22 protein-coding genes are annotated in these 24,980 nt (G+C 70.1%); 9 read left to right on the plus strand and 13 right to left on the minus strand.

Features of this window, described 5'->3' with window-relative positions; translation table 11 throughout:
• Nucleotides 1–139 precede the first annotated feature (139 nt).
• The 4 genes from ACQP2T_RS21145 to ACQP2T_RS21160 all read right to left on the minus strand — a co-directional run bounded on the left by ACQP2T_RS21145 (nucleotide 140) and on the right by ACQP2T_RS21160 (nucleotide 4,461).
• Nucleotides 140–1,060, minus strand: coding sequence for an NAD-dependent epimerase/dehydratase family protein (locus ACQP2T_RS21145; RefSeq protein WP_433517827.1), 921 nt, complete (start codon nucleotides 1,058–1,060; stop codon nucleotides 140–142).
• Nucleotides 1,057–1,437 carry a hypothetical protein gene (locus tag ACQP2T_RS21150; RefSeq protein ID WP_433517828.1) on the minus strand — a complete coding sequence of 127 codons (381 nt, stop codon included), beginning with the start codon at nucleotides 1,435–1,437 and terminating at the stop codon, nucleotides 1,057–1,059. The genes ACQP2T_RS21145 and ACQP2T_RS21150 overlap by 4 nt, the downstream gene beginning before the upstream one ends.
• 17 nt (nucleotides 1,438–1,454) lie before the next feature.
• The gene (locus ACQP2T_RS21155; RefSeq protein WP_433517829.1) at nucleotides 1,455–2,996 is read right to left on the minus strand and encodes an OmpA family protein; all 1,542 of its coding nucleotides are present in this window, start codon (nucleotides 2,994–2,996) and stop codon (nucleotides 1,455–1,457) included.
• Nucleotides 2,997–3,093: 97 nt separating this feature from the next.
• Nucleotides 3,094–4,461, minus strand: coding sequence for a carotenoid oxygenase family protein (locus tag ACQP2T_RS21160; protein WP_433517830.1), 1,368 nt, complete (start codon nucleotides 4,459–4,461; stop codon nucleotides 3,094–3,096).
• Between the two features lie 197 nt (nucleotides 4,462–4,658).
• On the opposite strand from ACQP2T_RS21160, the gene ACQP2T_RS21165 reads away from it, so the two are divergent.
• Complete coding sequence (locus tag ACQP2T_RS21165; RefSeq protein ID WP_433517831.1) at nucleotides 4,659–5,636, plus strand: GntR family transcriptional regulator; 978 nt, start codon at nucleotides 4,659–4,661, stop codon at nucleotides 5,634–5,636.
• Nucleotides 5,637–5,664: 28 nt separating this feature from the next.
• Here ACQP2T_RS21165 and ACQP2T_RS21170 read toward each other — a convergent pair whose 3' ends face one another.
• Together ACQP2T_RS21170 and ACQP2T_RS21175 are read right to left on the minus strand one after the other, a co-directional pair.
• Nucleotides 5,665–6,891, minus strand: a complete 1,227-nt coding sequence (locus tag ACQP2T_RS21170) for an alpha/beta hydrolase family protein (protein ID WP_433517832.1) — start codon at nucleotides 6,889–6,891, stop codon at nucleotides 5,665–5,667.
• A 131-nt stretch (nucleotides 6,892–7,022) separates the two neighbouring features.
• Nucleotides 7,023–8,324 (minus strand): M14 family zinc carboxypeptidase, encoded by a 1,302-nt coding sequence (locus ACQP2T_RS21175; protein ID WP_433517833.1) that lies wholly within the window; start codon nucleotides 8,322–8,324, stop codon nucleotides 7,023–7,025.
• 32 nt (nucleotides 8,325–8,356) lie between these two features.
• Here ACQP2T_RS21175 and ACQP2T_RS21180 point away from each other — a divergent pair, with 32 nt between their 5' ends.
• Together ACQP2T_RS21180 and ACQP2T_RS21185 are read left to right on the plus strand one after the other, a co-directional pair.
• Nucleotides 8,357–8,965, plus strand: coding sequence for a TetR/AcrR family transcriptional regulator (locus ACQP2T_RS21180; RefSeq protein ID WP_433517834.1), 609 nt, complete (start codon nucleotides 8,357–8,359; stop codon nucleotides 8,963–8,965).
• A 129-nt stretch (nucleotides 8,966–9,094) separates the two neighbouring features.
• Nucleotides 9,095–9,835 (plus strand): crotonase/enoyl-CoA hydratase family protein, encoded by a 741-nt coding sequence (locus ACQP2T_RS21185; protein ID WP_433517835.1) that lies wholly within the window; start codon nucleotides 9,095–9,097, stop codon nucleotides 9,833–9,835.
• On the opposite strand, the gene ACQP2T_RS21190 is transcribed toward ACQP2T_RS21185, so the two are convergent.
• The 3 genes from ACQP2T_RS21190 to ACQP2T_RS21200 are packed head-to-tail and all read right to left on the minus strand — an operon-like array spanning nucleotide 9,832 to nucleotide 11,961.
• Nucleotides 9,832–10,071: a GNAT family N-acetyltransferase gene (locus ACQP2T_RS21190; RefSeq protein ID WP_433517836.1), complete on the minus strand. Its 240-nt coding sequence runs from the start codon at nucleotides 10,069–10,071 to the stop codon at nucleotides 9,832–9,834. The two genes, ACQP2T_RS21185 and ACQP2T_RS21190, sit on opposite strands and share 4 nt — an antisense overlap.
• Before the next feature lie 19 nt (nucleotides 10,072–10,090).
• On the minus strand, nucleotides 10,091–10,636 hold the full coding sequence (locus ACQP2T_RS21195) for an N-acetyltransferase family protein (RefSeq protein ID WP_433517837.1): 546 nt from the start codon (nucleotides 10,634–10,636) through the stop codon (nucleotides 10,091–10,093).
• Between the two features lie 2 nt (nucleotides 10,637–10,638).
• Nucleotides 10,639–11,961, minus strand: coding sequence for a hypothetical protein (locus ACQP2T_RS21200; protein WP_433517838.1), 1,323 nt, complete (start codon nucleotides 11,959–11,961; stop codon nucleotides 10,639–10,641).
• Between the two features lie 828 nt (nucleotides 11,962–12,789).
• Here ACQP2T_RS21200 and ACQP2T_RS21205 point away from each other — a divergent pair.
• Genes ACQP2T_RS21205 through ACQP2T_RS21220 form a run of 4 tightly spaced genes read left to right on the plus strand, consistent with a single transcriptional unit; the run spans nucleotide 12,790 to nucleotide 16,115 of the window.
• The gene (locus ACQP2T_RS21205; protein ID WP_433517839.1) at nucleotides 12,790–13,602 is read left to right on the plus strand and encodes a hypothetical protein; all 813 of its coding nucleotides are present in this window, start codon (nucleotides 12,790–12,792) and stop codon (nucleotides 13,600–13,602) included.
• Entirely contained in the window at nucleotides 13,553–15,022 is a 1,470-nt protein-coding gene (locus ACQP2T_RS21210) for a B12-binding domain-containing radical SAM protein (RefSeq protein ID WP_433517840.1), read from the plus strand. Before ACQP2T_RS21205 ends, ACQP2T_RS21210 begins: the two co-directional genes overlap by 50 nt.
• Nucleotides 15,022–15,636 (plus strand): dTMP kinase, encoded by a 615-nt coding sequence (tmk, locus tag ACQP2T_RS21215; RefSeq protein ID WP_433517841.1) that lies wholly within the window; start codon nucleotides 15,022–15,024, stop codon nucleotides 15,634–15,636. Before ACQP2T_RS21210 ends, tmk begins: the two co-directional genes overlap by 1 nt.
• Before the next feature lie 20 nt (nucleotides 15,637–15,656).
• Complete coding sequence (locus tag ACQP2T_RS21220; protein ID WP_433517842.1) at nucleotides 15,657–16,115, plus strand: NUDIX hydrolase; 459 nt, start codon at nucleotides 15,657–15,659, stop codon at nucleotides 16,113–16,115.
• Between the two features lie 55 nt (nucleotides 16,116–16,170).
• Here ACQP2T_RS21220 and ACQP2T_RS21225 read toward each other — a convergent pair whose 3' ends face one another.
• A complete protein-coding gene (locus ACQP2T_RS21225; protein WP_433517843.1) occupies nucleotides 16,171–17,445 on the minus strand; it encodes an FAD-binding oxidoreductase in 1,275 nt (424 codons plus the stop codon).
• A gap of 55 nt (nucleotides 17,446–17,500) precedes the next feature.
• Between ACQP2T_RS21225 and ACQP2T_RS21230 the strand changes: the two genes are divergently transcribed.
• Together ACQP2T_RS21230 and ligD are read left to right on the plus strand one after the other, a co-directional pair.
• Complete coding sequence (locus tag ACQP2T_RS21230) at nucleotides 17,501–20,749, plus strand: BTAD domain-containing putative transcriptional regulator (protein ID WP_433517844.1); 3,249 nt, start codon at nucleotides 17,501–17,503, stop codon at nucleotides 20,747–20,749.
• A gap of 31 nt (nucleotides 20,750–20,780) precedes the next feature.
• Nucleotides 20,781–21,938 (plus strand): non-homologous end-joining DNA ligase, encoded by a 1,158-nt coding sequence (ligD, locus tag ACQP2T_RS21235; protein ID WP_433517845.1) that lies wholly within the window; start codon nucleotides 20,781–20,783, stop codon nucleotides 21,936–21,938.
• A gap of 42 nt (nucleotides 21,939–21,980) precedes the next feature.
• Here ligD and ACQP2T_RS21240 read toward each other — a convergent pair whose 3' ends face one another.
• The 3 genes from ACQP2T_RS21240 to ACQP2T_RS21250 all read right to left on the minus strand — a co-directional run bounded on the left by ACQP2T_RS21240 (nucleotide 21,981) and on the right by ACQP2T_RS21250 (nucleotide 24,968).
• Nucleotides 21,981–22,880 (minus strand): SDR family oxidoreductase, encoded by a 900-nt coding sequence (locus ACQP2T_RS21240; protein WP_433517846.1) that lies wholly within the window; start codon nucleotides 22,878–22,880, stop codon nucleotides 21,981–21,983.
• Nucleotides 22,881–23,028: 148 nt separating this feature from the next.
• Complete coding sequence (locus ACQP2T_RS21245; RefSeq protein ID WP_358553413.1) at nucleotides 23,029–23,889, minus strand: PmoA family protein; 861 nt, start codon at nucleotides 23,887–23,889, stop codon at nucleotides 23,029–23,031.
• Nucleotides 23,886–24,968, minus strand: a complete 1,083-nt coding sequence (locus ACQP2T_RS21250; protein WP_433517847.1) for a Gfo/Idh/MocA family protein — start codon at nucleotides 24,966–24,968, stop codon at nucleotides 23,886–23,888. The genes ACQP2T_RS21245 and ACQP2T_RS21250 overlap by 4 nt, the downstream gene beginning before the upstream one ends.
• Between the last annotated feature and the right edge of the window lie 12 nt (nucleotides 24,969–24,980).

Raw genomic sequence — 24,980 nt, forward strand, 5'->3', positions numbered from 1 at the left:
GGGGCTCGGCCTCCCCAACGAAGCGCTCGGCCTCGGCCTCCCGCTAATCGCTGTCCCCTGGGAAGAACTGCGCAAAGAGTTTGGGATGTTGCGTCCTGCGCATCCGGAGTGACGGCGCTACGCGCGTTGGCGGCCGAGCTCATTTCTCGGTCCCTCGAAGACCTTCGTGGATCGATGGGTGCGACGGTGTCCAGCCCAGTTCCCGCGTGGCTTTGGCGTGCGAGACCCGCATGGAGGTGTCGGCCATCAGGCAGGCGAGGTAAGGGGCGCTCAGTCTCAGCAGCCAGCGGGGCATCGCCTTGGGCCGTGGCGTGTGGTGCGCGGCGGCGACGGTTGCGGCGAACTGCCCCCAGGTGATCGGGGTGTCGTCGACGACGTTGTACGCCTGGCCTGACCGGCCGCGTTCCAGCGCGGCCACGGTGGCGCCGGCGGCGTCGGCGACGTGGATCCAGGACGTGCTTCCGCTGTCGCCTGCCGGGAGGATCGGGAGGTGCTTGCGCATGAGGTCGGCGAAGGTGTCGCTGAAGGCGTGCGGGCCGTAGAACATGCCGTATCGCAAGGCGATTCCGTCGGCCTTCAGGACTTGTTCCTCGGTGGAGCGGCAGCCTTCGACGACCGGATCGCCATAGGTTCCCCGCGGCTGCCCGAAGGGGTCCTCCTCGGTGAGTTCGCGATCACCGTGGTCGAGGTAACCGTATCCGGTGATCAGCGACTGGGTGACGAACCGTCCGGCACCGACCACCTGAGCGGCTTCCAGCAAATGCGTGGTGCCGATGGAGCGCAGCGCGTTGGTGGGGTCATCAGTGCGCAACCGGGGTGATGCGCCGCGCAGTGCGGTCGCCTGGTGCATGACGGCGTCCGCGGATATCCCGTCGACGGCCCTCAGGAGTTGTTCGCGGTTCATGACGTCGGCCACGATCGACTCGCCACCGAGGACCTTCACCCGATCTCGGTTGCCGGGATCGCGGATGATCGCGACTACGTGATGGCCGGCATCGGTCAGGGCGGGAACGAGCTGACGCCCGATCGCTCCGGTGGCTCCGGCCAGGAGGACTCTCACGACTTGCTCCTGCGGATGCGTACAAATATGGCGATCAGGGCGAGGAGGGCGAACAGCGCGAGACTCGGGACATCGCTGCTGTGGCCGCCGATGTGCCGGTCGATGTAGTGCGACAGGGTGTGCAGGCCGGCTGCGACGGCGAACCCCGCCAGCGCGGCGACCAGACCGTCCCGCCAGATCAGGGCGAAGATCAGCGCGGCCCCGATGCCGATCTGAAACGCGCCGGCATCGTGGGTCAGGTGTTCGTTGTACGGGTGGTAGTTGACGAAGGCGATGAACGACTCCGGGGCGAAGAACGCCCACAGGCCGGGGGCCAGCATGCTGGCCGAGCAGGTCAGCGTCAATGCGACGACCCACGGCCGGCGTCTGGCGATCATGTCGTGATCCTCACGTATTACTGGACAGGAACCTGGAGGTCGCGGAACGGGCCGATCTTGACCTTGAGGGTGTCGGCGGTATCAGGCAGGGCGAAGAGGTTCCAGAACTCGCGGGTCTGGCCGGGTGCGAACTTCTCGGTGCTGATGCGGACGCCGGAGACATCGGTGCACGCGCAGTAGTAGTCCATGCCGTTGTCGGTCGGGACTTCCAGGCGGCCGGGCCGGTACTGGCGGCGGGCGGCCATGTCGGTCAGCAGGACGTTGCTCGCGGCCTGGTATTTGTAGGCCTCCCAGTCCTGGGCGTGGTGGAGGTCGTTGAACCAGGTCTCAGCCGATCCCGCATTGGTGATCTTGTAGGTGAGCAGGCCGAGACCGCCGGGCAGCCGGCGCAGGCCCGCGATCTCCATGGTGATGGGCTGGCCGTCCGCCTTGGTGGTGCCGGTCAGGCCGGTCGCGCCGGGAGAGGTGGTGGCCGCCGGTTCCTGGGCGGAGGGCTGGGGTTTGGGGAAGGTGACGGTGACGCGGCGGTTGCGGCGTTTGCCCTCATCGCTGTCGTTGTCGTACAGCGGGCGGCGCGAGCCGTATCCCTTGGCCTGGAAGCGGACCCCGCTCCGGGTCAGCCGCGCCGTCAGGGCGCGTTGTACGGCCTGGGCGCGGCGTAGTGACAGGGGGTCGTTGATGGCGTTGTCGCCGGTGGAGTCGGCGTGGCCCGCCACGGTCACCACAGCGGCGGGGGAGGCGTCAATGAGCTTGGCCGTGCGGGCCATGATCGATTTGGCTTGAGTGGTGAGGGTGGCCTTGTTCACCGCGAACAGTACGTCGGAGGAGAGGTTGACCTGCAGGTCCTTGCCGTCGTCGGCGGTCTCCTCGGATTTGTCGAGGGATTCGGAGGGGAGGATGAGGCGGCGGGTGACCTGGGTGACGGGTTCGGCGTCGGGGTCGGGGAAGTCGCCGGTCGGTGCTTGGTCGCTGATGGGCACGTTGAGCATCGGCGGGGCCACGGGGGTGACGACGGTGGTCGAGGCGGGGTTGCCCGATGGTGCGGGCAGTACCGCGTAAACGGTGATCGACTGGCCAGGTTTGATGAAGTAGCCGAGGCCGTCGCGCTTCTGGTCGGTACAGAGGCAGGGGGAGCCGGCGGGTTTGTACGGCAGGATCCAGGTGCGGGCCTGCGCGTCGAGGACGCCGATGCCGGAGGCCCACTTCATTTCGCCTAAGGGGCGGGTGCGGTCGCCCATGTCGGCGGCCCAGGGCAGGTTCTCTTCTGTGCCGGTGTTGGACAGGCGGATCTGGGCGACGAGGTGCTTGGCCTTGACGCGGTTGAGGCCGACGACCTCGACCTTGAGGTCCGGGGTCTCGGTGCCGCTGGTTTCGGCCAGGGCTGGTTGGATGGCTTGACTGGACGCTGTGGCGGTGGCGGGCGGCGCGCTGGTGGGCGGGGAGCTCGGCGGAGGCGTGCTCGTGGTGGGTGGAGGTGCCGTTTCCTTCGTCGGCAGTACTCCGCACCCGGCCGCTGCCAGCGTGAGTACGGCGCTCAAGGCCAAGATCCGGCTAGGCATGGGCGAGATTGTGTCATGGTCGAAATGGCAGGGCTTGATCATGATCCTCGGCTGTGGTCGATGGAGCCGATCGCGAGCTCGCCGGGCTCGCTCGGCTTCAGGCGTCGGGAATCCAGTTGCCGTGGAAGCCGAGCGGGACCCGCACGGGCAGGTGGACACGGGCCACTGGCGGTCCTGTGAAGTCCTGGGCCGAAAGGATCACCAGGTCGGAGGCGCCCCGCTCGGGATCGGCGACGTAGGCCATCAGGTAGCCGTCGTCCTCCTCGCCGCCACCGGACGGGTTGGCGACGAACGCCGCTTCCCCGACGGCGGCCTCGCGTGCGAAACCGTGCACCTCCGTCATGCCACGCCGCAGGTCGTGCTTGACGAGCGCGTTGGTGAACGCCCCGTCGGGGTGCGGGCCGTCGAGCGTGAACGGTACGCCGTACACCGGGCTGACCGCGGAATAGCCGTAGCGGTGCGGGCGCGAGGCGAACGCGTCGTTCACGCGGGGAAAGTCCTGAGCCCGGTCGTCGATGCGGCGCTGATCCACCCTGCCGCTCACCGGATCGATGGTCCAGCGGTCGAGCGTGGGCGCGATCGCGCCCGGATCGGCGACGTCGACCGGCCCTTCTGACCTGATCAGGTCGACCGTGATCGTGGAGCCGTCATCGTAGGCGTTGAGTACGTGGCTGACATAGAAGGACTCGACCGGCAGCCAGCGAATGTCACCGCCGGTCCGGGGCAGCACGCCGACACGCGCCTGGTGCTCGGGATCCCACTGGAACAGCATCTTCGTCATGCTGAACGTCAGCGGGATGTCGAACACGAGGACGTAGTTCTCCGACAGCGCGAAGTCGTGCAGGAACGGGGTGTCGCCGGACAGCGGGATGTCCGTCACCCGGGTCACCGTGCCGGCGGGGTCGGTGACGATGTACTGCGCGAACGGCCGCCCGATCACATAGGCCAGGGAGTGCAGGTCGCCGGTGCGCGGGTCCACCTTGGAGTGCGCGTTGGCGCTGGAGCCCTCCGGTGTGGCGGCCATCGGGCACGCTCCGATCGTGTCCAGCTCGTAGCCGAGCTCATGAGGCAGCCCGCCGGCCTCGACGAGGGCGAGCGTGCGGCCGGCGTGACCGATCACGTGGACGTTCGGGGACGGAGGCAGGAACGCGGGCGGCTCCTCCCCGCGCCGCAGCCGGTCCAGGGCGTCGGCGACCTCTGTCGAGCGGACCCAGCGATTGCGGTACCACTCGGCGCGGCCGTCCCGGATGCGGACGCCGTGCACCATGCCGGCGCCGAAGGCGTAGAAGTGGGTGGCGGGATCCTCCACGCCCAGCGGGTTGGGCCCCATCCGGAGGTAGCGGCCCTCCAGGTCTGCGGGCAGGCAGCCGGTCACGGGCAGGTCGTAGGTGGTGACCTCCTCCTTGACCGGGGCGAAGTGGCCTTCGAAGTAGCGCCTGCGTCGGTCTTCGGTGGTGTTCTGCACAGTCCTCTTCCTCCACTGGTACGGCGTACGACCGGAACGGTACCCTGTGCATAGGTGGTGACCAGCGGTTCAGCGAGCAGTAATCGATCCTGTGCTAGGACACGACTCCTCGCTTTCGCCGCCTCCACCAGGCGGGTGATGGCGTCCTTCGCAAGGGGACAGCCATAGCCTCTGTACTAGGACAGCGGCCTTCCGGCATGAGGAGACGATCGACCATGGACCGGTCCGGCACCGCGCCGCCGTACCTGCGGATCGTCCGTGAGATCAAGCGGCGCGTGGAGGCCGGCGAGCTGCGGGCCGGCGACCGCGTTCCCTCCACCAGGCAGGTCGCCGAGCAGTGGGGGGTGGCCCGTGCGACCGCCGCCAAGGCGCTGGACACGCTGCGGCAGGAGGGAGTGGTGGTGGCCATCTCCCGCGTCGGCACCGTTGTGGCGGAGCCCGCGCCCGGCTCGTTCCCGCCCCCCAGGGCGCCGAGTGCCCCGAAACGGAAGGAACGGCAACAGCCCGCCCACGACGGCAAGCGGGAGCGGATGGTCCGTACAGCTATCGCCATCGCGGACGCCCAGGGGTTCGACGCGGTGTCCATCCGCGGCGTCGCGACCGCGCTCGGCATCCCCACCATGTCGCTGTACGGGCTCGTGCGCGGCAAGGAGGAGCTGGCCGCGCTCATGGCCGACGCCGCGTTCGGCGAGCTGGAGCTTCCGGCGATGCCCCCGGCGAGCTGGCGGGCGCGGCTGGAACTCGCGGCCCGCCTGCAGTGGCGACTCTACCTGCGGCACCCCTGGCTGCCTCGGCTCGTCTCGCTCACCCACCCGCAGCCCACGCCCAACATGCTCAGATACGGGGACTGGGGGATGGGCGTGGTGCGCGAGCTGGGGATCGATCCGGATACCGGCAGGTTCGTGTGGTGGGCGGTGACCAACTACGTCCGGGGGACGGCCGCGAACCTGGAGCCGCAGGCCGAATCGGAGCGGCACACGGGCTTGTCCGCCGGGGAGTGGTACTCCGCCCACATGCCGAGGTTCCATGCCGGCCTGCCCTCCAGCGGCCTCCCCACGCGCGTGGCGCCCGCGGGTGATCAGTCGGCTTTCGACCTGGCCGGGTTCTTCGAGAACGGCCTGCAGCTCCTGCTGGACGGGGTCGCCGTGCTGATCGGCCGGCAGCGCCTGCCGTAGGAACGCGCTGGGCTACTCGGCGAGCGCGTCAAGCGCAGGTCTTCTCCGGCGGGCTGCAGAAGGTGATCTCGGGGTAGCTCGCTGAAGACTTGTTCAACAGGGGTTGAGGCTTGCCGCGCAGGTGCTTGTCGAAGAAGGCCGTGACGTACCTGCGGGTGATGTCCATGGCGCGGGCGCCGCGTATGTCGGCGCCCACGTCGATGCCGACCTGGTCGACCAGTACGCCCAGGTCGGTGAAGGACAGGTGTACCGCTCCGTCCATCAGCAGCCAGCGCTTCCAGCCGGTCAGTCCCGTCCAGACCTTCTCCCACGAGGCGGCCTCACCCTTGCCCGGCGCGTAGGTCGCGGGCTTGCCCAGGAAGAGGAATGGCCGGGACAGCCCGGACGCGGGGACCGGGCTCTCCACGGTTCCGTCGACGTCGATGCCGGCGCGCAGCCGGGAGTCCTCCAGCAGGGCCGTGACGGCGCTCGCGCCGCCGGCCGACTGACCGGCCATGGCGATCTTCGACGTATCGATCAGGCCGGCGCCTTTCCACTTCGGGTGCTTGCCGGTCAGCTGGTCGAGCACGAAGGACACGTCCGCGGCCCGGCTCTTCTCCAGCTTCACCCACCAGCCAGGCCCCTTGGCGATCTCGCAGGTGACACAGGTGGTGACCCGTCCGTCCGGGAAGGTCGTGGCGACGTTCTCGTAGGTGTGGTCGATGGCCGCCACCACGTACCCCCGGCTCGCCAGTTCCTCGGCGAGACCCGTGAGCTCGCTGCGGGGCTTGCTGTGCCCGGGAGAGAGCACCACGAGGGGCAGGCTGTGCCCGCGCCCGGCGGGACGGGCGTCGGTGAAGGCGTTGGTGCGCGTCTTGCTCAGTGTGTCGGACGGGACGGTGGTGATCTTTCCGTCCTTGAGCAGCAGCTCGGACTCCTTCGCCGTCATGTACTGCGCTCGCTTGCGGCCCGGCGATTTGGCCGGGTACCACAGCGAGACCATGAGCTCGCGGTACTTGACGGTGGGAACCCAGGGGTCGGGGCGCGAGGTGTCCTTCAGGTACAGGGATGTGGTGCCGACCGGCCGGGAGCCGGTCGGCGCGGGCAGGAATGGCGTGACCGTCTGGGACGCCGCGGCCGGCAGGGCCTGGACGAGTCCGGTGGCGGCCAGGACGGTGACGAGCCCGGTGATGATGGCCAGCCGGCCACGGCGCCGGGGTTCGCGCGGCTCGCCAAGGCCGTCGTCCGGCGTGGCCCGGTTCGGGGAGTCGATCATGCGGATGGACTATACCCTGAGGATATATTCGCGGTGCATAAAGGAGCGAATCTGCATGGAGTGCATGGATGTCAGGGCTTTTGGATGTCAGGGCTTTGGCGGATGAAGCCGGTCGGCCGCCGCGCGGTGGGCTAGCCGGCCCGGTCGGCGGCGGTCAGGATGGCGCCCAGCTGCACCGCGACCATCCTCCGCGGCTCGATCGGCGGGCCGGGGGAGTCGGTCTCGGCCTGTTCGTACCATGGGTCGAAGCATTCGGCGAGCAGGTGACGTTGGCGCCGGATGGCCGGTGTGACGTTGCCGGCGGCCAGTTCGGCGTCCAGCATGCGGAGGAACACCCCCACCAGGCGCAGCCGCAGCATGTGCGTTGTCTGACGGTGGGAGTATTCTTCGGCGACCGTGGCCGGCCGATCGAGCTCAGGCAGAGTCTCCTCTTCGAGGTCGGCGATCTTGCGGAAGGTCTCCAGCGTGCTTTCGGTCGAGCCGCGGAACGGCGAGCGCACCGTCAGGTCGCCGGCGACGGCGTGCATGCCCGCCTGCAGCGTCTCGATCAGCTCCCGTCGCGCCGCCGCCGCTTCGGTGGCCACCTCCAGGTAGGTGCGGTTGGTCACGCTCCGGTCGGCCACCCGCTGGTCGGTCCACGAGGGCACTTCGGTGATCAGGTGGAGCGCGCCGAACCTGGCGGCGTAGTCGGCGCTGCTGCCGCCGGCGCCGAAGGCCGCGCCCACCCGCGCCCCGTCCGGCGTCAGGAAGACGGCGGGCGCGATCGGTTCGGCGCCGGGTAGTTCCGGCTCGCCGTGGTGCAGGGGAAGGCCCTGCGTGCCGGGCAGGCCCGCCAGCCGTTCGGCCAGGACGGCGTCACGGCGGTTGAGGTAGAAGAACGCGCCCTGGTACTCGGCGTTGTGCAGGGAGCAGACCAGCGATGGGCGTACCTCGTCCATCAGGCGCATGAGCGCGGCCGTCTCCGGCAGCGGCCGGTCGAAACGGTAGTCACCGCTGACGAGCGGGAAGGTCCACTCGACCTGGTCGGACAGGTCGGGGCGGTAGAAGTGCTCGGCGTAGGCGCGGCGGTCGCCCGGTTTGCCGTACCAGCCCTCGTTCAGCCGGGCACCGTCCGGGTCGGCGCAGGCGACGAGGTGCCAGCGGTGGCCCAGCCGCAGCTCTGGGTCCTGGCACAGCAGCCTGACCAGCGTGAGGACGGTCAGCGCGCCGACCGGCTCGTTGGGGTGCGGCCCGGCGATGACCACCGCGTCCGCCGGCCCCGTGCCGATGGTGAGGGCGTGCAGCGGCTCGCCGAGCCGTGAGGCGCCGATGCGGCGCAGCCGTATCAGGTCGGGATGGGCGGCGGCGAGCTCCTCCAGCTCGGCCCGCAGTGCGTCGACGGTGGGGAACGCCGTGTAGCCGGGAACCCGGCTCGTGTACTCCGCAACATTCATAATGAGATTACGGTAATAATAGGATTATGAGAATGACAAGGGCGGAGGCCAAAGAACGCAACCGGCGGGCCCTGCTGGCGGCCGCGCACCGGATCGTCGCCAGAGACGGTCACCGGGCCAAGCTGGAGGAGATCGCCGAACAGGCCGGGCTGACCACCGGCGCCGTCTATTCGCTGTTCGGCAGCAAGAACGGCCTGCTGATCGCCCTGGTCACCGACTACCTCGGCCCGCGCTACGACGGCGTCGAACAGGCCGTCACCCTCGGCCTTGACCTGGTCGAGGCGGTGGAGGTCTTCGCCCGCCACTACCACCGCCTGTGCGCGGAGCCGGATGCCCTGCGCGACCTGTCGTTCGAGATCAGCCTGCAGGACCTGGCACTACGCGACCCCGAGCTGCGGCCCAAGCTCGCCGCCTCCGTACGGGAGCACGAACAACGCCTGGCCGCCCTGCTGACCGGTAGACCGCACGACGGGGCGGCCCTCACCGCTCAGCAGGCGCGCCGCCTGGCCACGGCGCTGCGCGCCCTGCTGGTCGGCCTCAGCCAAGGCGTCATTCTCGGCCTGACCCCCACGGCCCCGGAACAGTACTTCGCCGACACGGCCCGCGCCCTGGTCGCCGGCGACGTGCTCGGGCCGCCCTGACCTGCTCGACCGCTGGTGAGAATAAAGTCCAGATACGGGTAGTCGTATGCCGCAGGCGATCGGCGCTGGCGTGACCTCCGGTGCCGCCGTACGCTCACGTTCCGGCGACCACCCAGCACGGAGGCAGCCATGACCGTACGCATGGAGCGAGAAGGCCAGGTCACGACCGTAATACTGAGCAGGCCGGAGGTCCGCAACGCGGTCGACCGCAAGACCGCCGACGCGTTGGTGGACGCCTTCAGGGCGTTCGAGGAGTCCGACGCCGCGGTGGCCGTGCTGTGGGGCGAAGGCGGCACGTTCTGCTCGGGCGCCGACCTGAAGACACTCGACAACCACGTCGGTGAGGAGGGCGACGGGCCGATGGGCCCGACCAGGATGCGCCTGTCCAAGCCGGTCGTCGCCGCCGTCGCCGGGCACGCCGTCGCGGGCGGGCTGGAGCTGGCGCTCTGGTGCGACCTGCGGGTGGCCGAGGAGGACGCGGTGTTCGGGGTGTTCTGCCGCCGTTTCGGCGTGCCGCTCATCGACGGCGGCACCGTGCGGCTCCCGCGGCTCATCGGCGCCTCACGGGCCATGGACCTGATCCTCACCGGCCGTCCGGTCGGCGCCCGCGAGGCGTACGAGATGGGCCTGGCCAACCGCGTCGTCCCCACCGGCATGGCCAGGCGCCAGGCGGAGGAGCTGGCCCGCGAGATCGCCGGCTTCCCGCAGACCTGCCTGCGCGGCGACCGGCTGTCGGCGCTGGAGCAGGACGGGCTGCCCGAGCGGGAGGCGATACGGAACGAGCTGCGCCACGGGCTGGTGTCCCTGCCCGACGCTGTCGGCGGCGCGGCCCGCTTCGCCGCGGGCGCGGGCCGCCACGGCACCTTCTAGCGACTGCGCTCGTCGTCCGGCAGCACCGCTGCGAGGGAGTAGTCCATGCGCGGTTCCGCTCGGGCCGCCACCGCAACGTTGGCGATGGTGTTCTCGACCTGCTCGCGGGTGCGGGGCTCAAAACTCATGTGCTCGGCCACCTGTGGGTCGCCATAGATGGCCAGGAGGGCCTCGACGTCAGCAGCGGTGAACTCGCGGAGGCTGAGCCGGAAAGATGTGATCGCTACCGGGTACATGCCTGGTGGCCGCAGGGCTCTACCTGAGGTTTCGGCGGAGCTCGATCAACATGAAATCTGCCGTTGACGAGTCAGGCCTAGGCTGTGACGACCCGACTACGTGCCACCCCCACCGCTCATACATGGCGTGCGCCGGAGCGTCCGGGTGGGATGCCAGCGTCGCGTACGGCTCCGCGCGATCGGCCAGTAACTCGCTCAGCAGCCGCTTACCGACTCCGTTGCCTCGATACTCCTTCCGAAGGATCAGCTCGATGACGGCCAGTTTCGGTACGGCAACCACCCCGTCCGGAACCGGAGTCGTCGCGCTGCCCCACCAGCGGCCCGACTCCATGGTGAAGCCGAAGCAGAACCCGGCGAGACTCAGCCCGTCCTCTGCCGACACCAGCTCAAACCCAGGCCGTTGCGCCTGGGCGATCGTGCGCTCCGTGAACAGGGCCCGGGTGTATGGAGGGTGCGAGTTGTACGGCGGCTCGGAGTAGATCGTCTCGTATGTATCGGCGTATACCTCGCCCAGGACAGCGTCCGCCGCAGCAGCGCCTGTCCTATGGTGGAACTCGATGCTCATGCTCAAATGCCCTCCTCGGGCGGTTTCGGCAGGGCTAGCAGCTCTCGGTACGTCTCTACCGCTGGCCGCGTCCGGGCGTCCAGCCTGTCCGGTACGGTCCTCAACACCAAAGTGGCGCTGAAACGGGTGAACATCGTGTGCTGATCAGCGGGAATCTCGGTGACCGCATCTCGGGCCATGTCGAGGCCCGTACGGACATCACCCTTGGTCACCTGTGCCATCGCTTGATAGAGCTTCACCTGTGCTATCGCGCGGACGTCGGATGGCGGATACGCCTCGAGCGCTTCTCGCTGTGCCTGTGCCGCATCGGCGTCGTTCGTATAGGTGGCAACGAACGAACGTGTGTGTAGCATCCGTGTCACCGGCCACCCGAAGGCAGAACCCGTATCACTGGATACTGCGTCCGGGAGCCGCTCGAAGATTGCCCTCTGCCTGTTCAGTGACTCACGGGCTCCTGCCACATCACCGACCATCGCGCGAACCTGCGCCTGCGCGGTCAGTGCCTCAGCTACTCCCGCGCACGGCAGGCCGCCCGCGACATCGATTGCCTCCTCGGCGCGGCCCAGCAGGATCGTCGCCGGCCGCTTCTCATAGAGGCCGTGCGTGCTCTCCCACCCTCGGCATAGTGCTGCCAGTTGCGGGTCACCGCTCTTCTCCGCTGAGTGCCGGGCCGTGTTCCACCAGTGCCGAGACTCTCGGCTCTGTCCAGCGAGCCCGAGGGCGCGGGCCAGCAGGAACTGCATCTGGGCGTTCACCCGCGCCCATCCTGCCGGGTTGTCTCCTGCGGATCGCGAGACTCTTTGCAGATCCAGTACGTCGAGCGACAGATCGGAGATCACGTCGATCGGCTGCGTTTTCAGAGAGTGAGCATACTCCCAGACGATCTCTTCCCACTCTTCTAGGCGGCTTGATCCCATGTCACGGTCGATCAGGTTTCGCAAATTGCCGAGTTCTTCCACCGGCAGAACCACTGCCACCCCGAGCCTTGCGACGGCTGCGAGGAGTTGGCGACGAACCTTATCCATGTCTTCAGCATGCCCGATGTCCGATTCGTCGGAAACCTCGGCCATTTGGCCAACTGAAACGACCAAATCGCGGAGCGCGATCAGGAACCCCTTGGCGTCGTAGTGCTCATCCAGGCGCTTGGTCGCGTCGGCTGAAGGGAATTTGTCGCCGCGCTCATAGGCGTAGATATTGTTCAGGTCCACAAGGGTCGTTTTTGCGACGTCCGAAACGTTACGCTTTTCTCGCAGAAGCCGCATCCCGAAGCCCAGAAGGTGGGCGGGTGACACGCTCGGGTCCAGGTTCTTCAGGGGTCTCGGCATCTCGACTCCGTTTTGGCCAATTGGTCAGTTTGGAATGACCAATTCCTGAGTCTTCTACAACTCTGTGCGACTCATCATGATGGCACTACCGCATGGCGACTGCGCGTAATCGTGGAACGTTCGGGCCGCCCCCTACTACTTGGACCAGGGACATAATGATTGTCGGTAATGCGTCGATAGCCGGGTACAACACCACCGTCTCCTTTAACGCAGGGAGGCTCACCAGCGGCCGTTTCTACGGGTCGGTCAAGGACGGAGCGAAGAACGGCTACAGCGCTGATCGCGATCGAGGCCGATGTGGAACGCTGGCGGTGATAGCCGAGATAACCGGATAGCCCCGGTTCGATGATCGTGGCGTGGCACTTCCCCACGAACAGCGCATTGGCGTTAGCGCAGGGCGTCATGTGCTGCGGGTGCCACGCCCCGTGCGGTACAGCGCGGCTGCCCACCCTTCGCCGCCATGCCGCACGTCCCGGCGCGGGCCGGGGCCTTAGCGACGTCCCGGCCCGCGCCTCCACGACCACGACGGCGGCCACCAGGCCCACCGCCCCAACCGCATGATCACCAGAAGGGCCTGCCCTCATGTACTGGACCCCACTCGCTACGGGCGGCGCACGCGGCAGAAAGGTGGATGACCTGGAATGGGTGCTCACCCGTCGCACCCGGCTTCGACATCGACCTCCACAACGGCCGACCAGCCGTCATCGGCGGCGGCATGCTGCGTCTAAAGCCCAAGTCATGAGCACCGCAACCATCCCGGTGCACCGCCAGGCTCTACCGCGTACGGTGACGCCGACACCGTGATCTCGTGATGGAAGGCACACATTCATGACGTGGCTCATGCTCGACCACCCCGCCTGGGATCATAACGCGCAGCTCTCTGCGGTTCGCGCTGTACGTACCACCGCAGGCACCTGGTTGGTCACCACCCCCGCCACCCCCTCCGCGGTCCGGCTGGCGGGGTCCGGCACCGCGCCGATCTTCGACGCCTACGACCCCGCCATGCTCCGGGACGCGGCCCTGCCCCAAGGGCTGCGTTCGGCGCTGCACCAGCTCGGACCGGTACGGCGGCTGCGTGAGGCGAGTCTGTGGGACGCCCTGGCCACGGCGATCATCCGGCAGGTGATCCGCGCCCGCCAGGCTCGCGTCATGCACCACGCCTTCCGCCACGCGGTCGGCGACCCGGCTGGCCCTACACGCCTGCTGCCCACGCCTGAGCAGGTGCTGGCCTTGTCCGAGGAGGACTTCACCCGGCTTGGCATGGCCTTCAAACGCCGCCCCCTGCAAGCCGCCGCCACCGCCTACCTTGCCCACCCCGAGTGGGCGCAGCTCGCTCCTGACGTCCTGATCAAAGAGCTGCAGAGCGTGTCGCGGATCGGGCCGTGGACCGCGGCCGCGGCGGTCGCCGACCACACCGGCGACTTCTCCTTCTACCCGCACGCCGATCTGGCCGTCCGCACATGGGCGGTCCTCGCCGATCCGGCCACCGACTGGCCCGCCGATGAGAACCACTTCGGGGCGCGCTGGCGGGACATGGCCGGACCGCACCTGTCCGCCTTGACCGTGCTCATCCTCGCCTGGGGAGACCACCATGCCCACCACCCAGCCACATCTGATCAAGGGAGCCCACAGCACCACTGACCCGCTCGACCTGCTGCTCATCAACGCGCCTCTGCGCGACTACAGCCAGCGCCCCCGCGTCAACGACTACACCCTGCCCGTGCTGGGCATGGCCTACATCGCCACCTACGCCACCAGCCGCGGCTACAACGTCGCCGTCCTGGATGCCGAAGCCGCCGGCCTGCCCATCGCCGACACCATCGACCTGATCAACCAGGCCGCACCGCGCTGGGCCGGATTCAATCTCCTGGCCCCCACCTACGAGATCAGCGCCGCCATCGCCGCGGCCATCGATCCCGCGATCCGCGTCATGGTCGGCGGCCACCACGCCAAGGCCATGCCCACCACCGTCCTGGCCGACCCGCGCCTGGCCCGCTGTGACGCCCTGGTCCTCGGCGAGGCCGAAACGCGCGTCGTCGAACTCCTGGCCGATCATCGCAGCCGCGCCACCCTGCCCGGCGTCATGTGGATCGACCCCGTCCTGGGCACGCCCGTCAGCGGAGGCGCCCCAGGCAGCGGCCACCACCTGGCCCCCGACATCAACGCACTGCCGTTCATCGACCGCGGCTTCCTGGCCCAAGACCCCTACACGGCGGGTGACGGCCGCATCGAGGCGAACATGGTCGGCGCCCGCGGCTGCCCCTACGACTGCTCCTTCTGCGGCGCCGCCGTCTCGGCCAACCCCGACATCACCATCCGCGTCCGCGACCCGCGCAACATCCTTGCCGAAATGCGCCAACTCCACGACAACGCTGGTGTGACGGCGTTCCGGTTCGTCGACGACCTGTTCCTCGGCGCCCACCGCGTCATCGAACAGATGACCAGCGCCTTCCATGCCGACCGGGTGGGCGAATGGGCGTGCTGGGACGCCACCGGCCGCATCAATGTTCTGCACCGTCTGTCCAACACGATGCTCGATCGGCTCGCCGAGTGCGGGCTGCGGGAGGTGGCGCTGGGAGTGGAGTCCGGCAGCCAACGCATCCTCACCTACGTCGACAAACGCATCAGCCCCGCCATGGTGCTGGAGGTGGTGCGGCGCCTGACCGAGCGCGGTATCCGGGTCAAGGGCTACTTCATTCTCGGCTTCCCCACCGAGACCCGGCCCGAGTTGCAGGCCACCGTCGAACTGATCCACCGCCTGTGGGGGCTCACCGCCGCCATGCCGGGAACGTTCCGCGCCTCGGTGTTCCAGTTCCGCCCGTACCCAGGCACGCCCGAGTGGGCGCGGCTCATGGCCACTGGCCGCTACACCGCCGACCAGCTGCTCGACTACGCGCCCGTCGACCTCGGGGGCGACGACGAAGCGATACGTGGCCGCGACGAGTTCAACTTCTCCTCCGGCCTGCAGTTCGGTGAGACGCCCGAGGATGAGATCCATCGGCACCTCGCCGATCTCGCCCGCGAACAGCACGCCCGCAACCACCCGATCGGGGGCCGCTGATGCCCGGCCTGTTCATCACCGTCGACGGGCCCGGCGGCGCCGGCAAGTCGACCCTGCTGCCACTGCTGGGCGCCGCCTTCGAGGCGGCAAGCCACATCGTGCATCTCACCCGTGAGCCGTCTGACGGGCTGCTCGGCCGTACCGCCCGCCAGCGGACCGCCGACTTCCACGGCAACGCCCTCGCCTGCCTGGTGGCTGCCGACCGCTTCCACCACCTGGCCGAGGAGATCGAGCCTGCCCTGGCGCGAGGCCAGATCGTCCTGTGCGACCGGTACGTGCCGTCCTCCTACGTGCTGCAGGTCCTCGACGGCGTCCCCCTGGACTACGTCCGCCACCTCAACGTCCCAGCCCGGCGCCCCGACGTAGCAGTCATCCTCACCGCCGCACCCCACATGCTGGAAGCGCGGCTGCGAGAGCGCGGAGCGCACTCCCGGTTCGAGCACGACGGCTCCAGCGGCCCCGAGGTGCACCTGTACGAGGAACTGCGCGGCGTGTTCGCCGACGACGGCTTTCCGACGTTCGAAGTGGACACCGGGGAGTTTCCACCGCAAGCCGCCGTCCAAGCCATCTCCTGGCACGTTGGTGCGCTACTGTCACGCACCCAAGAGGTGTAGCCGACAGCAAGGGTATGGCCATGAAACAGCGGTACCAGGTGACCGTCGACGTCCACGTCATCCTCGAGCGCGGCAGCGACATTCTGCTGTGCCTGCGTGATGGCACCGGATACCGCGACGGCTGGTTCTGCCTACCCTCCGGCCACCTGGAAGATGGCGAAACCATCATCGACTGCGCCATCCGTGAGGTCCGGGAGGAGGTCGCGGTCACCATCGACCGACGCGACCTCCGGCCGGCCACCGTCGTCCATCACCTGTCCCCCGAAGGGCAGCCCCGGCTCGGCGTGTTCTTCTCCGCCTCCCGCTGGTACGGCGAACCGGTGAACGCCGAACCCGCCAAGTGCGCCGACCTCCTCTGGGCGCCGGTGAAGCAGCTGCCCGACAACACGGTGCCCTACACCACAGCGGGCATCAGCCTCTACCTGGACGGCGTCGGGACCGGTCTGCACGGCTGGCCCGAACTCGCCCCTGCTCACTGAAGCGCCGTCTTGATGACTCCTGATTGAGAGCCTCGACGTCCCATCCGCGCGGTCGCTACCCCAGCACGGGGAAGTTCGCGCGGATCACGCCCTGCGGGTCGCGGGCCCGCTTGAGGTCGCGCAGCCGGGCCAGCGTGCTCGCGGGGAAGGCGGATGCGGCGCTTTCGCCCTGAGTCAGCATCGTGTACGTCTTACGTCCGCTCGTGTGCGGCACGAGCGCCTTCGTCAGGTCGGTGACGCGCTCGGCGGTGTCCGGCGTCGGCCGGCCGAACATGTAGACCGAGTACGGCTCGGCCAGGTGCCCCACGGCGCCGCCACCCTCGGCGGGCCGGGCCAGCGCCCCGCCCAGGTGCCGGACCTGCACGCTGATCAGCGGGTCGATCGGGGTGTCGAGCAGCACGTCCGCCACGCCTTCCAGCCCCGTGAGCAGCTCGAACCGGCCCGATCCCGGGCTGGGGTCCGTGGGCTCGGCGCAGATCGACCCCAGCTCGGCCACTGGCGTCGGCCGCCGGGTGTCGCTGATCAGCCCGCCGATCCGGTCGAAGCGGTGCAACAGGGCGCCGGGGTGCTCGCCGAGGAAGGTGACGTCGACGGCGACGTACCCCACCGGAGCGCCGGGGAACTTCAGCAGGTCGAACCAGAGCGTCAGCTCCTCCGGCGCCTCGGCGGTGGTCTCGGCGAAGGCGTCGAACACCTCCCGAGCCCGCTCGACCGGCCACATCATCCGCCCGCCGAACAGCTCAGGGGCCGGGTTCAGGTCGAACTCCAGCGAGGTGACCAAGGCGAAGTCGCCGCCACCACCCCGCAACCCCCAGAACAGCTCCGGATCCGACTCCGCCGTCACCCTGACGCGGTCCCCGGCGGCGTCGACCGCCTCGAAGGCCCGCACACTGTCGGCCGCGAAGCCGTACTTGCGCCCGAACCAGCTCAAACCACCCCCGAGCGTGTAGCCGGTCACGCTCACCACCGGCGAGCTGCCCGCCAGGCCCGTGAGGCCGAGCGGGCCCGCGGCCGCCAGCACCTCGCCCCACTTCACGCCCGCGCCGACCCGCGCGACACCGTCCTCGACGCTCACGCCGCCCAAGTGCGCGGTCTTGAGCAGGATCGTCCCGTCGGTGTCGCCGGAGGCGCCGTGGCCGCTCGGCTGGGCGGTGACCGCCAGGCCGTTGAGCCGCGCGTAGCTCACCACGGCGGCCACGTCGTCGGCGTCGGCCGCCTCGACCACCGCGCGCACCGGCTGGTCCACCGCCAGGTTCCAGGGCTTGCGGGCCTCGTCGAAGCCCGCGTCGCCGGGGAGCAGAAGGTTGCCGTTCACTTTGATGTCATTCATGGGACCAAGTGTGCGTTTTACCATTTGAGGGGGATTTGGGGTTGACTTGGGGTTTGTGGAAGTCCGTCTGTTCGGCCGGCTTGAGGTCGACTCCGCCGATGGTGTTCGGCTCGATCTCGGCACGCGAAAGCAGCGGGCCGTGCTCGCCGTGCTGGCCCTCTCACCGGGGCGGGTGGTGCCGCTCGACCGGCTGATCGAGGAGCTGTGGGCCGGGGAGGCGCCGGCCAAGGCGACGGCGACCCTCCAGGCGTACGTCTCCCACCTGCGCCGGGTGCTGGAACCCGGCAGGAAGCCGCGCACGCCGCCCCGGCTGCTGCTCACCCGCGAACCCGGCTACCTGCTCGACATCGCGCCGGGACAGGTCGACGCGGGCCGCTTCACCGCGCTGGCCGAGGACGGGCGGCGGGTGCTGCGGGGCGGCAGGTACGCCGAGGCGCTGGAGGTGCTCGACCGGGGGCTCGGGCTGTGGCGGGGTGAGCTGCTGGGGGAGTTCGCCGACCTGGAGTTCGCGCGGCGGGCCGTACACCGGCTGGAGGAGCTGCGGCTGGGAGCGGCCGAGGACCGGTTCGAGGCGCGGCTGGCGCTCGGCGAGGCCGGGCTGCCGGATCTGGAGGCGCTGGTCGAGGCCCATCCCTACCGGGAGCGGGCGTGGGCGCTGCTGGTGCTGGCGCTCTACCGGGCGGGCCGGCAGGCGGACGCGCTCGGGGCGCTGCGCAGGGTACGGTCGCTGCTGGACGGCGAGCTGGGCATCGAGCCGGGGCCGGAGCTGAAGCGGCTGGAGCAGGCGGTGTTCGACCAGTCGCCCGACCTGATGACCCTTACCGCACCCGGCCTCACCGCCCCGACCGCCTTCACCACGCCGACCGCCTTCACCGCCCAGACCGCCTTCACCACTCACACCTCCGCTCGAAGCGGTGCGTCGGCGGACGACTCGGTCAGCGGTCGAGGCACGGCCGGTCAGCGGTTGATCGCGCGGGACGGTCAGCTGCACCTGGTCGAGGAACTGCTGGCCGAGGCCCGCCGGGGAAGGGGCGGCCTGCTGCTGGTGACCGGCGAGGCGGGCATCGGCAAGACGAGCCTGGCGCGCGCCGCCGCCGAGGTGGCCGCCGCGCGCGGCTTCCAGACGGCCTGGGGACGCTGCCTGGACGGCGAGACGGCCCCGCCCTTCTGGCCCTGGACCCAGGCCGGGCTGATCCCCGCGCAACCGCAGGCCGAGCTGTTCGACCTGTACGACGGCGTGGTGTCGCGGCTGCGCGGCGGCCCGCGCCTGCTGGTGCTGGAGGACGTGCACTGGGCCGACGTCTCGTCGCTGCGGCTGCTCGGCCACGTCGCCGGTGAGCTCGCCCGTACGTCCACACTCGTCCTGGTCACGCTCAGGCCCGAGCCGGGCGACCACCCCGAGCAACTGCGCGAGACGCTGGGCGCGCTGGCGCGGGAGAGCCACCGGATGCCGCTGGCCCCGTTCGACGCCGGTGAGGTGCTCGACTACCTGCGCCTGCGCCACGTGGACGCGGATCCGGTGGCCATGCTCGACCGCTCGGGCGGCAACCCGTTCTACCTGACCGAGCTGCTCCTGCTGCCGGAGAGCGAGCGGGACCTGGTCCCGGCAGGTGCCCGCGACGTCATCGACCGGCGGCTCGCCCGGCTGCCCGCCGCCACGCAGGACCTGCTCAGAGCGGCCGCCGTGGCCGGCCGCGAGGTGACCGTCGACCTGCTGGCCGCGCTCACCGAGCGGCCGGTCGAGGAGGTCATGACCCTCGCCGAGCCCGCCCTCGCCATCGGCCTGCTGACCGAGGACGCGCGGCCCGCCGACTACCGGTTCTCGCACGCCCTGGTACGCCAGGCGCTGGACGCGGGCCTCACCCAGCTGGCCAGAGCCCGGCTGCACCTGAGGGCCGGTACGTACCTGGAGACCCTGCCCGGCGCCGACCCCGCCCAGCTCGCCGGCCACTTCGCCGCGGCCGCGAAGCTGGGCGGCGCGGACCGGGCGGCGGCCTACGCCGTCGCTGCGGCCCGGGAGGCGGTGGCCCGGCACGGCTACACCGAGTCGGTCACCTTCTGGGAGCTGGCGGTCGCGCACCTGCCGCCCGGCGACTCGGCCGACCGCTGCCACCTGCTGACCGAGCTCGGCCAGGCCCGGCGTACCGTGGGCGACGCCGACGGCGCCATGCGCGACCTGACGGAGGCGATCGCGGCGGCCAAGCGGCTCGGCGACCGCGACGCGCTCGTGACGGCGGTTTCGGCGTTCGGCGCGCTGTCGGTGTGGAACTGGCGGCCGTACGGCGTGGTGGATGAGCAGATGGTGTCGGTCCTGGAGGACCTGTTGGCGGGACCGCTCGACGACCACGCCAGGGCCACGCTGCTGGGCACGCTCGGCGTCGAGCTCCACTACGGCCCCCGCCGCGCCGAGGGCGAGCTGCTCGCCGCGGACGCCGTGGAGCTGGCCCGCGCGCTGGGCGACCCGGCGCTCCTGGCCAGGACGCTGAACAACTATCTGATCGCCGGGTTCGTCCTGGGGAACAACCCCGCCCGGCTGCGCGCCGCCGACGAGATGCTGGCCATTGCCGGGCTGACCAGGGAGGCCCGGCTGGTGGCCGGCGGCCTGCGGATGTCCTGCCTGCTCCGCGCGGGAGATCTGGCCGAGTGGGAGCGCGAGCTCGCCCGCTGCGAGCGGGTCCTGGAGGAGGTACGCCGACCCGAGCTGGAAGCCATGGTCCGGGTCGCGCAGACGGGCGGACACACCCTGCACGGCCGCTGGGCCGAGGCGGAGGCGCTGGTCGCCGACTTCCCCGACCTCAAGTACGGTGCCAGCCCGTGGGGCGCGGAGGCCCGCCGACTGGCCACGCTCTACACGTGCAGACGCGGCCAGGGCCGGGTGGCCGAGATAGTCGACGACCTCATCGCCGCGAGCGACCTTCCGCAGATGACCCCGATGCGGCCGCTCGCCATCCTCGCCGCCCTCGACGTGGGCAAGGAGGAACTGGCCAGGGCGCTGATCTCACGCTGGGGCACGGAGCTGCGGGACGACTGGTCGGGGGGTTTCCTGTTCCCGATCTGGGGCCTCATCGCCGCCCGGCTCGGCACACCGGACCCGGAGGAGCTGTACGAGCGGCTGCTGCCCGTGGCCGACCAGCTCATCGTCATGGGCATGGGCAGCGGCGCCTGGGGCTCGATCCGCGACGTCCTCGCGGCGCTGGCCGTACGCCTGGGCCGAACCGAGGAGGCGGAGGAGCACCGGCGGGCGGCGATCGACACGCACCGGCGGCTCGGCCTGGCCCATTGGGAGGCGCGGAGCCGAAGCTGATCTGTCGGAGGTGCCACGTATCGTGACCCTCATGCCAGAAATCGAGGTCGCGGGGCGTGAAGTCCGCATCACCAACCCTGACAAGGTGGTGTTCCCCGCCAGCGGACACACCAAGCTCGACCTGATCCGCTACTACCAGGCGGTCGGCGAGGGCGCGCTGCGCGGCGTCCGCGGGCGGCCGATGGTGCTCAAGCGGTTCGTGCACGGGATCGAGGAGGAGGCGTTCTTCCAGAAGCGCGCGCCCGCCAAGCGGCCCGACTGGATCCAGGTGGCCGAGCTCCGCTACCGCTCCGGGCGCAGCGCCGAGGAGGTCGTCGCGACCGAGACGGCCCACATCGTGTGGGCGGTCAACCTCGGGTGCGTCGACCTCAACCCGCACCCTGTGCTGGCCGCCGACCTGGCCCACCCCGACGAGCTGCGCATCGACCTCGATCCGGTGCCGGGCGTGCGATGGGGCGACGTGCTGCGCACGGCGCAGGTCTCCCGCGAGGTGCTGGCCGACCACGGGCTGACCGCCTGGCCGAAGACGTCGGGATCACGGGGCTTTCATGTGTACGCCCGCATCGAGCCGCGCTGGACCTTCGCCGAGGTGCGCCGGGCGGCCGAGGCGGTGGCCCGGGAGGTCGAGCGGCGCGCCCCCGAGGTGGCCACCAGCCGGTGGTGGAAGGAGCAGCGGCACGGCGTGTTCGTCGACTACAACCAGAACGCCTATGACCGTACGGTCGCCTCCGCCTACTCGGTCAGACCGGTCGCCGATGCCCGCGTCTCCACGCCGCTGACCTGGGACGAGGTGCCGGGCTGCCGGCCGGGTGACCACACGATCGACACGGTCCCCAAGAGGTTCGCCGAGCTGGGCGACCCGTGGGCGGACATGGACCTGCACGCCGGCGGCCTGGAGTCGCTGCTGGAGCTGGCCGAGTCACAGGGGCCCGCTCCCGAGCGGGAGGACCTTCCCGTCGTCGAGATCGCCAGGGCGCAGCACAAGGATGAGGCGCTGGCCGGGTTCGAGCGGTGGAAGGCCAGGCACTCCGAGGTGGCCGGCCATCTCCAGCCCGCCGACGTGCTGGTTGACGGCATGCGGGGGCGCAGCAGCGTGTGGTACCGCATCCGGGTCAACCTCCAGCACGTCCCGGAGGCCGAGCGGCCCGCCCAGGAGCCGCTGGAGGTCGATTACGACCCCTGGACCTGAGGCTGGGGGCCCTCGGACTCGCGGTGGGTCGGGCGAGGCCGGTCAGGTGCGGGTCGGGCGCTCGTAGCCGTCGTCGCCGCCGTAGACGTGCGCGTTCGGGTCGAGGTCCGGCTGGGTGGCCGGGCTGGTCGGCGAGGCGGTGTGCTCGATGGCGAAGTCGTCCGACGGCTCGGGCGGTTCGGGGAAGAGGTGGTCGTGCCAGGTGATCCGCCCCAGTGGCGTGGCGTCCGTGGTGTGCCAGCCGGCCCGCTGGGCAGCCCACCTGCCGCCGGGATAGCGCACCGGCAGCAGCAGGCGGCGCAGCCTCTTGGCCTGCAACCAGGGTCTGACCACCGCGTCCATGCCGATCACCTCGGGCCCGCCATATTCGATGACGCCCCGCTCGGGACCGGCGGCGACCAGGTCGGTCAGATACACGGCGACCTCGGAGCGGTCCACGGACTGCCAGGGGAGCGTGCGGTCCACTGGGATCGCGGGGCAGGCAGCGGCCAGCTCCCGGAGCAGCTGGTCGAGGTGCTGGTGGAAGGTGGTGCAGCGCAGGATCGTCCAGCCGATCCCGCTCTCCCTGATCAGCCGCTCGGCTTCGAGCTTGTCCACGAGATACCCGGTCGCGGCCTGGTCGACGCCGACGATCGAGGTGAACACCAAATGCGGCACCCCGGCTTCCTTGGCCGCGTCGAGCAGCACCGTGGTGCCCGCGACGTCGACGGAGCCGGCCCGGTGGGATTTGCGGGCGAAGGTGGCGAGATGGATGATCGCGTCGACGCCCCGCACGGCGCTGTACACGCCTTTGCCCGAGGTCAGGTCACCCCATACCCATTCGACGTCCCGGCCTGAGTGCGCCTCGCGGCTCAACGCCCGCACCGTATGACCCGTCCTGAGGAGTGTGGGCACCACGGCCTTGCCCAGCGTGCCGGTTGCCCCCGTGACCAGAATGTGCATTCCCCGCCCCTACCCGCAGCCTGGGAATTCTCCCGAAATGACAACGAAATTCAGCGCATGCTTGGTCAAAGGGTCTGTCTACTTCGGTCGGGGGCAGGTCGGCGGTAAGGACCGGATCCAGCGGTTCGGCCACTAGCCGACTAGCCGACTAGTCGGCGGCTCGGCGCTTGGCCAGGTGCTCCTCGATCCGCTCGGTGCCCCACCAGCCGGTCGCCAGCACGATCCGGTAGCGGCGGGCGATCGTCTGGCCGCGCGCCAGCTCGAACTCCTGGTGGAAGGCCCATGAGGGGTTGACGGCGGCGAACGGGCCACTGCGCACGAACCAGTGCGACTCCGGCCCCGGATCCGGTACGAAGATCAGCGTGGACGACCGGTCCACCTCGTCGTGCCGCCCCTGGAAGGCCAGCCAGCGGGCCCGCTGCCCCATCATCTCCTCGCCGCCCATCCCGTCGGGGCCGAGCACCTCGCCGCCGGTGAACGAGCGCGGGCCGCGCCAGAACAGGCCGCTGTATCCGGCGAGCGGGCGGCCGTGCGTGGTCGGGCTGCCGAACCGCAGCGGCTCCTCACGCAGGCCGGTGAGGGTCGTGTGCCAGACCAGCTCCCAGGAGCCGTTGGCCGGATCGACCGCCTCGACGGTGAGCTCGCGCCGCTCCTCCACCCAGGGCTCGCCGCGCGAGCTGCGCCAGGTCAGCTGCCCCGACAGGCCGTCTTCGCGTACGTCGAGGCTGTCGTGGCGCATCGTGCCGTTGTTGTCCAGGTCGATGTAGCGCTTCTCCTCGCGGACGAAGGTGCCGCCGCCCCAGAAGTTCTGGCCGGACACGTGCGAGGCGGTCAGCTGCAGGCCCTTGTGCCAGCGGTGGTCGTGCGGCCGGTAGGAGGTCACCACGTCACCGGCCAGCGTACGCATCGGGTGGATGTACGGCTTGGGCGCCTCGAACGGCTGCGGGTCGGGCTCGTGGACGTAGCGCATCAGCTCCACGCCGTGTGCCTCGAAGACGATCGCGCTCATGAGGGGCTCCATCCGGGGGTGTCGCCGTGCAGGCTGCGGTAGAAGGGATCGCCGGGGCCCACCTCGCCCGCGTGTACCGTACCGCCGGTCAGCGCCGCCTTGTACATGGCGGTGATCAGCTCCAGCGACCGGCGTCCGTCCCGCCCGCTGGCCCGGGGCCGCCGGCCCGCGCGCAGGTCCGCCACCAGGGCCCGCAGCTGCTTCAGGTGGGAGGTGGGCTCGTCCTCGGCGGGCGGCCAGTCGATCGGGCCGGCGTGCTCGGCCGGGGTGCAGGTCCAGTCGTCGTTGGCGTAGCCGTACAGGTGGGTCAGCTCCAGCGTGGCGTCGGCGAGGTCGACGCGTATGTGGCTGACCTGCCGCGGCGACAGCACGCTGTTGACCACCGTGGCCAGGGCGCCGGACTCGAAGCGGACCAGCGCGGTCGTGACGTCGTCGGTCTCGACGTCGCGCGCCAGCCTGGCGGCCATGGCGCGTACCTCGCTCCACTCGCCCAGCAGCTCCAGCAGCAGGTCGAGCTGGTGGATGCCGTGGCCCATCGCGGGGCCGCCGCCCTCGGTCTCCCAGCGCCCGCGCCACGGCACCGCGTAGTAGGCGTCGTCGCGGTACCAGGTGGTCTGGCAGTGGGCGACGTACGGCGTGCCGAGCGCGCCCTTCTCGATCAGCCGCCGCAGGTGCTGCGCGCCGGAGCCGAACCGCTGCTGGAACACGATCGCCGCGTACGGGCCGCCCTCCTGCTCGGCCGCGACCATGGCGTCGTACTCGGCCAGCGACAGGCACGGCGGTTTCTCGCACCACACCCACGCGCCCGCCCGCAGCGCGGCGGCCACCTGGGCGGCGTGCAGGGAGGGCGGGCTGCAGACGTCGACCAGGTCGGGGCGTACCTCGGCGAGCATGCCTTCGAGGTCGTCCGAGGCGTACGGCACGCCGAAGCGGTCGGCGAACGCCTGGGCCAGCTCGGCGGTCGCGTCCACGACGGCGACCACCTCGATGTCGTCAGACAGCTCCTGGAAGGCGGGCATGTGCGCGAAGCTCGCGATGGCGCCGCCGCCGACGATGGCGACGCGCAGGGGGGACGGCACGGGCGACCTCCT

The organism is Nonomuraea sp. CA-143628, assembly GCF_050942315.1.
Taxonomy (GTDB): domain Bacteria; phylum Actinomycetota; class Actinomycetes; order Streptosporangiales; family Streptosporangiaceae; genus Nonomuraea.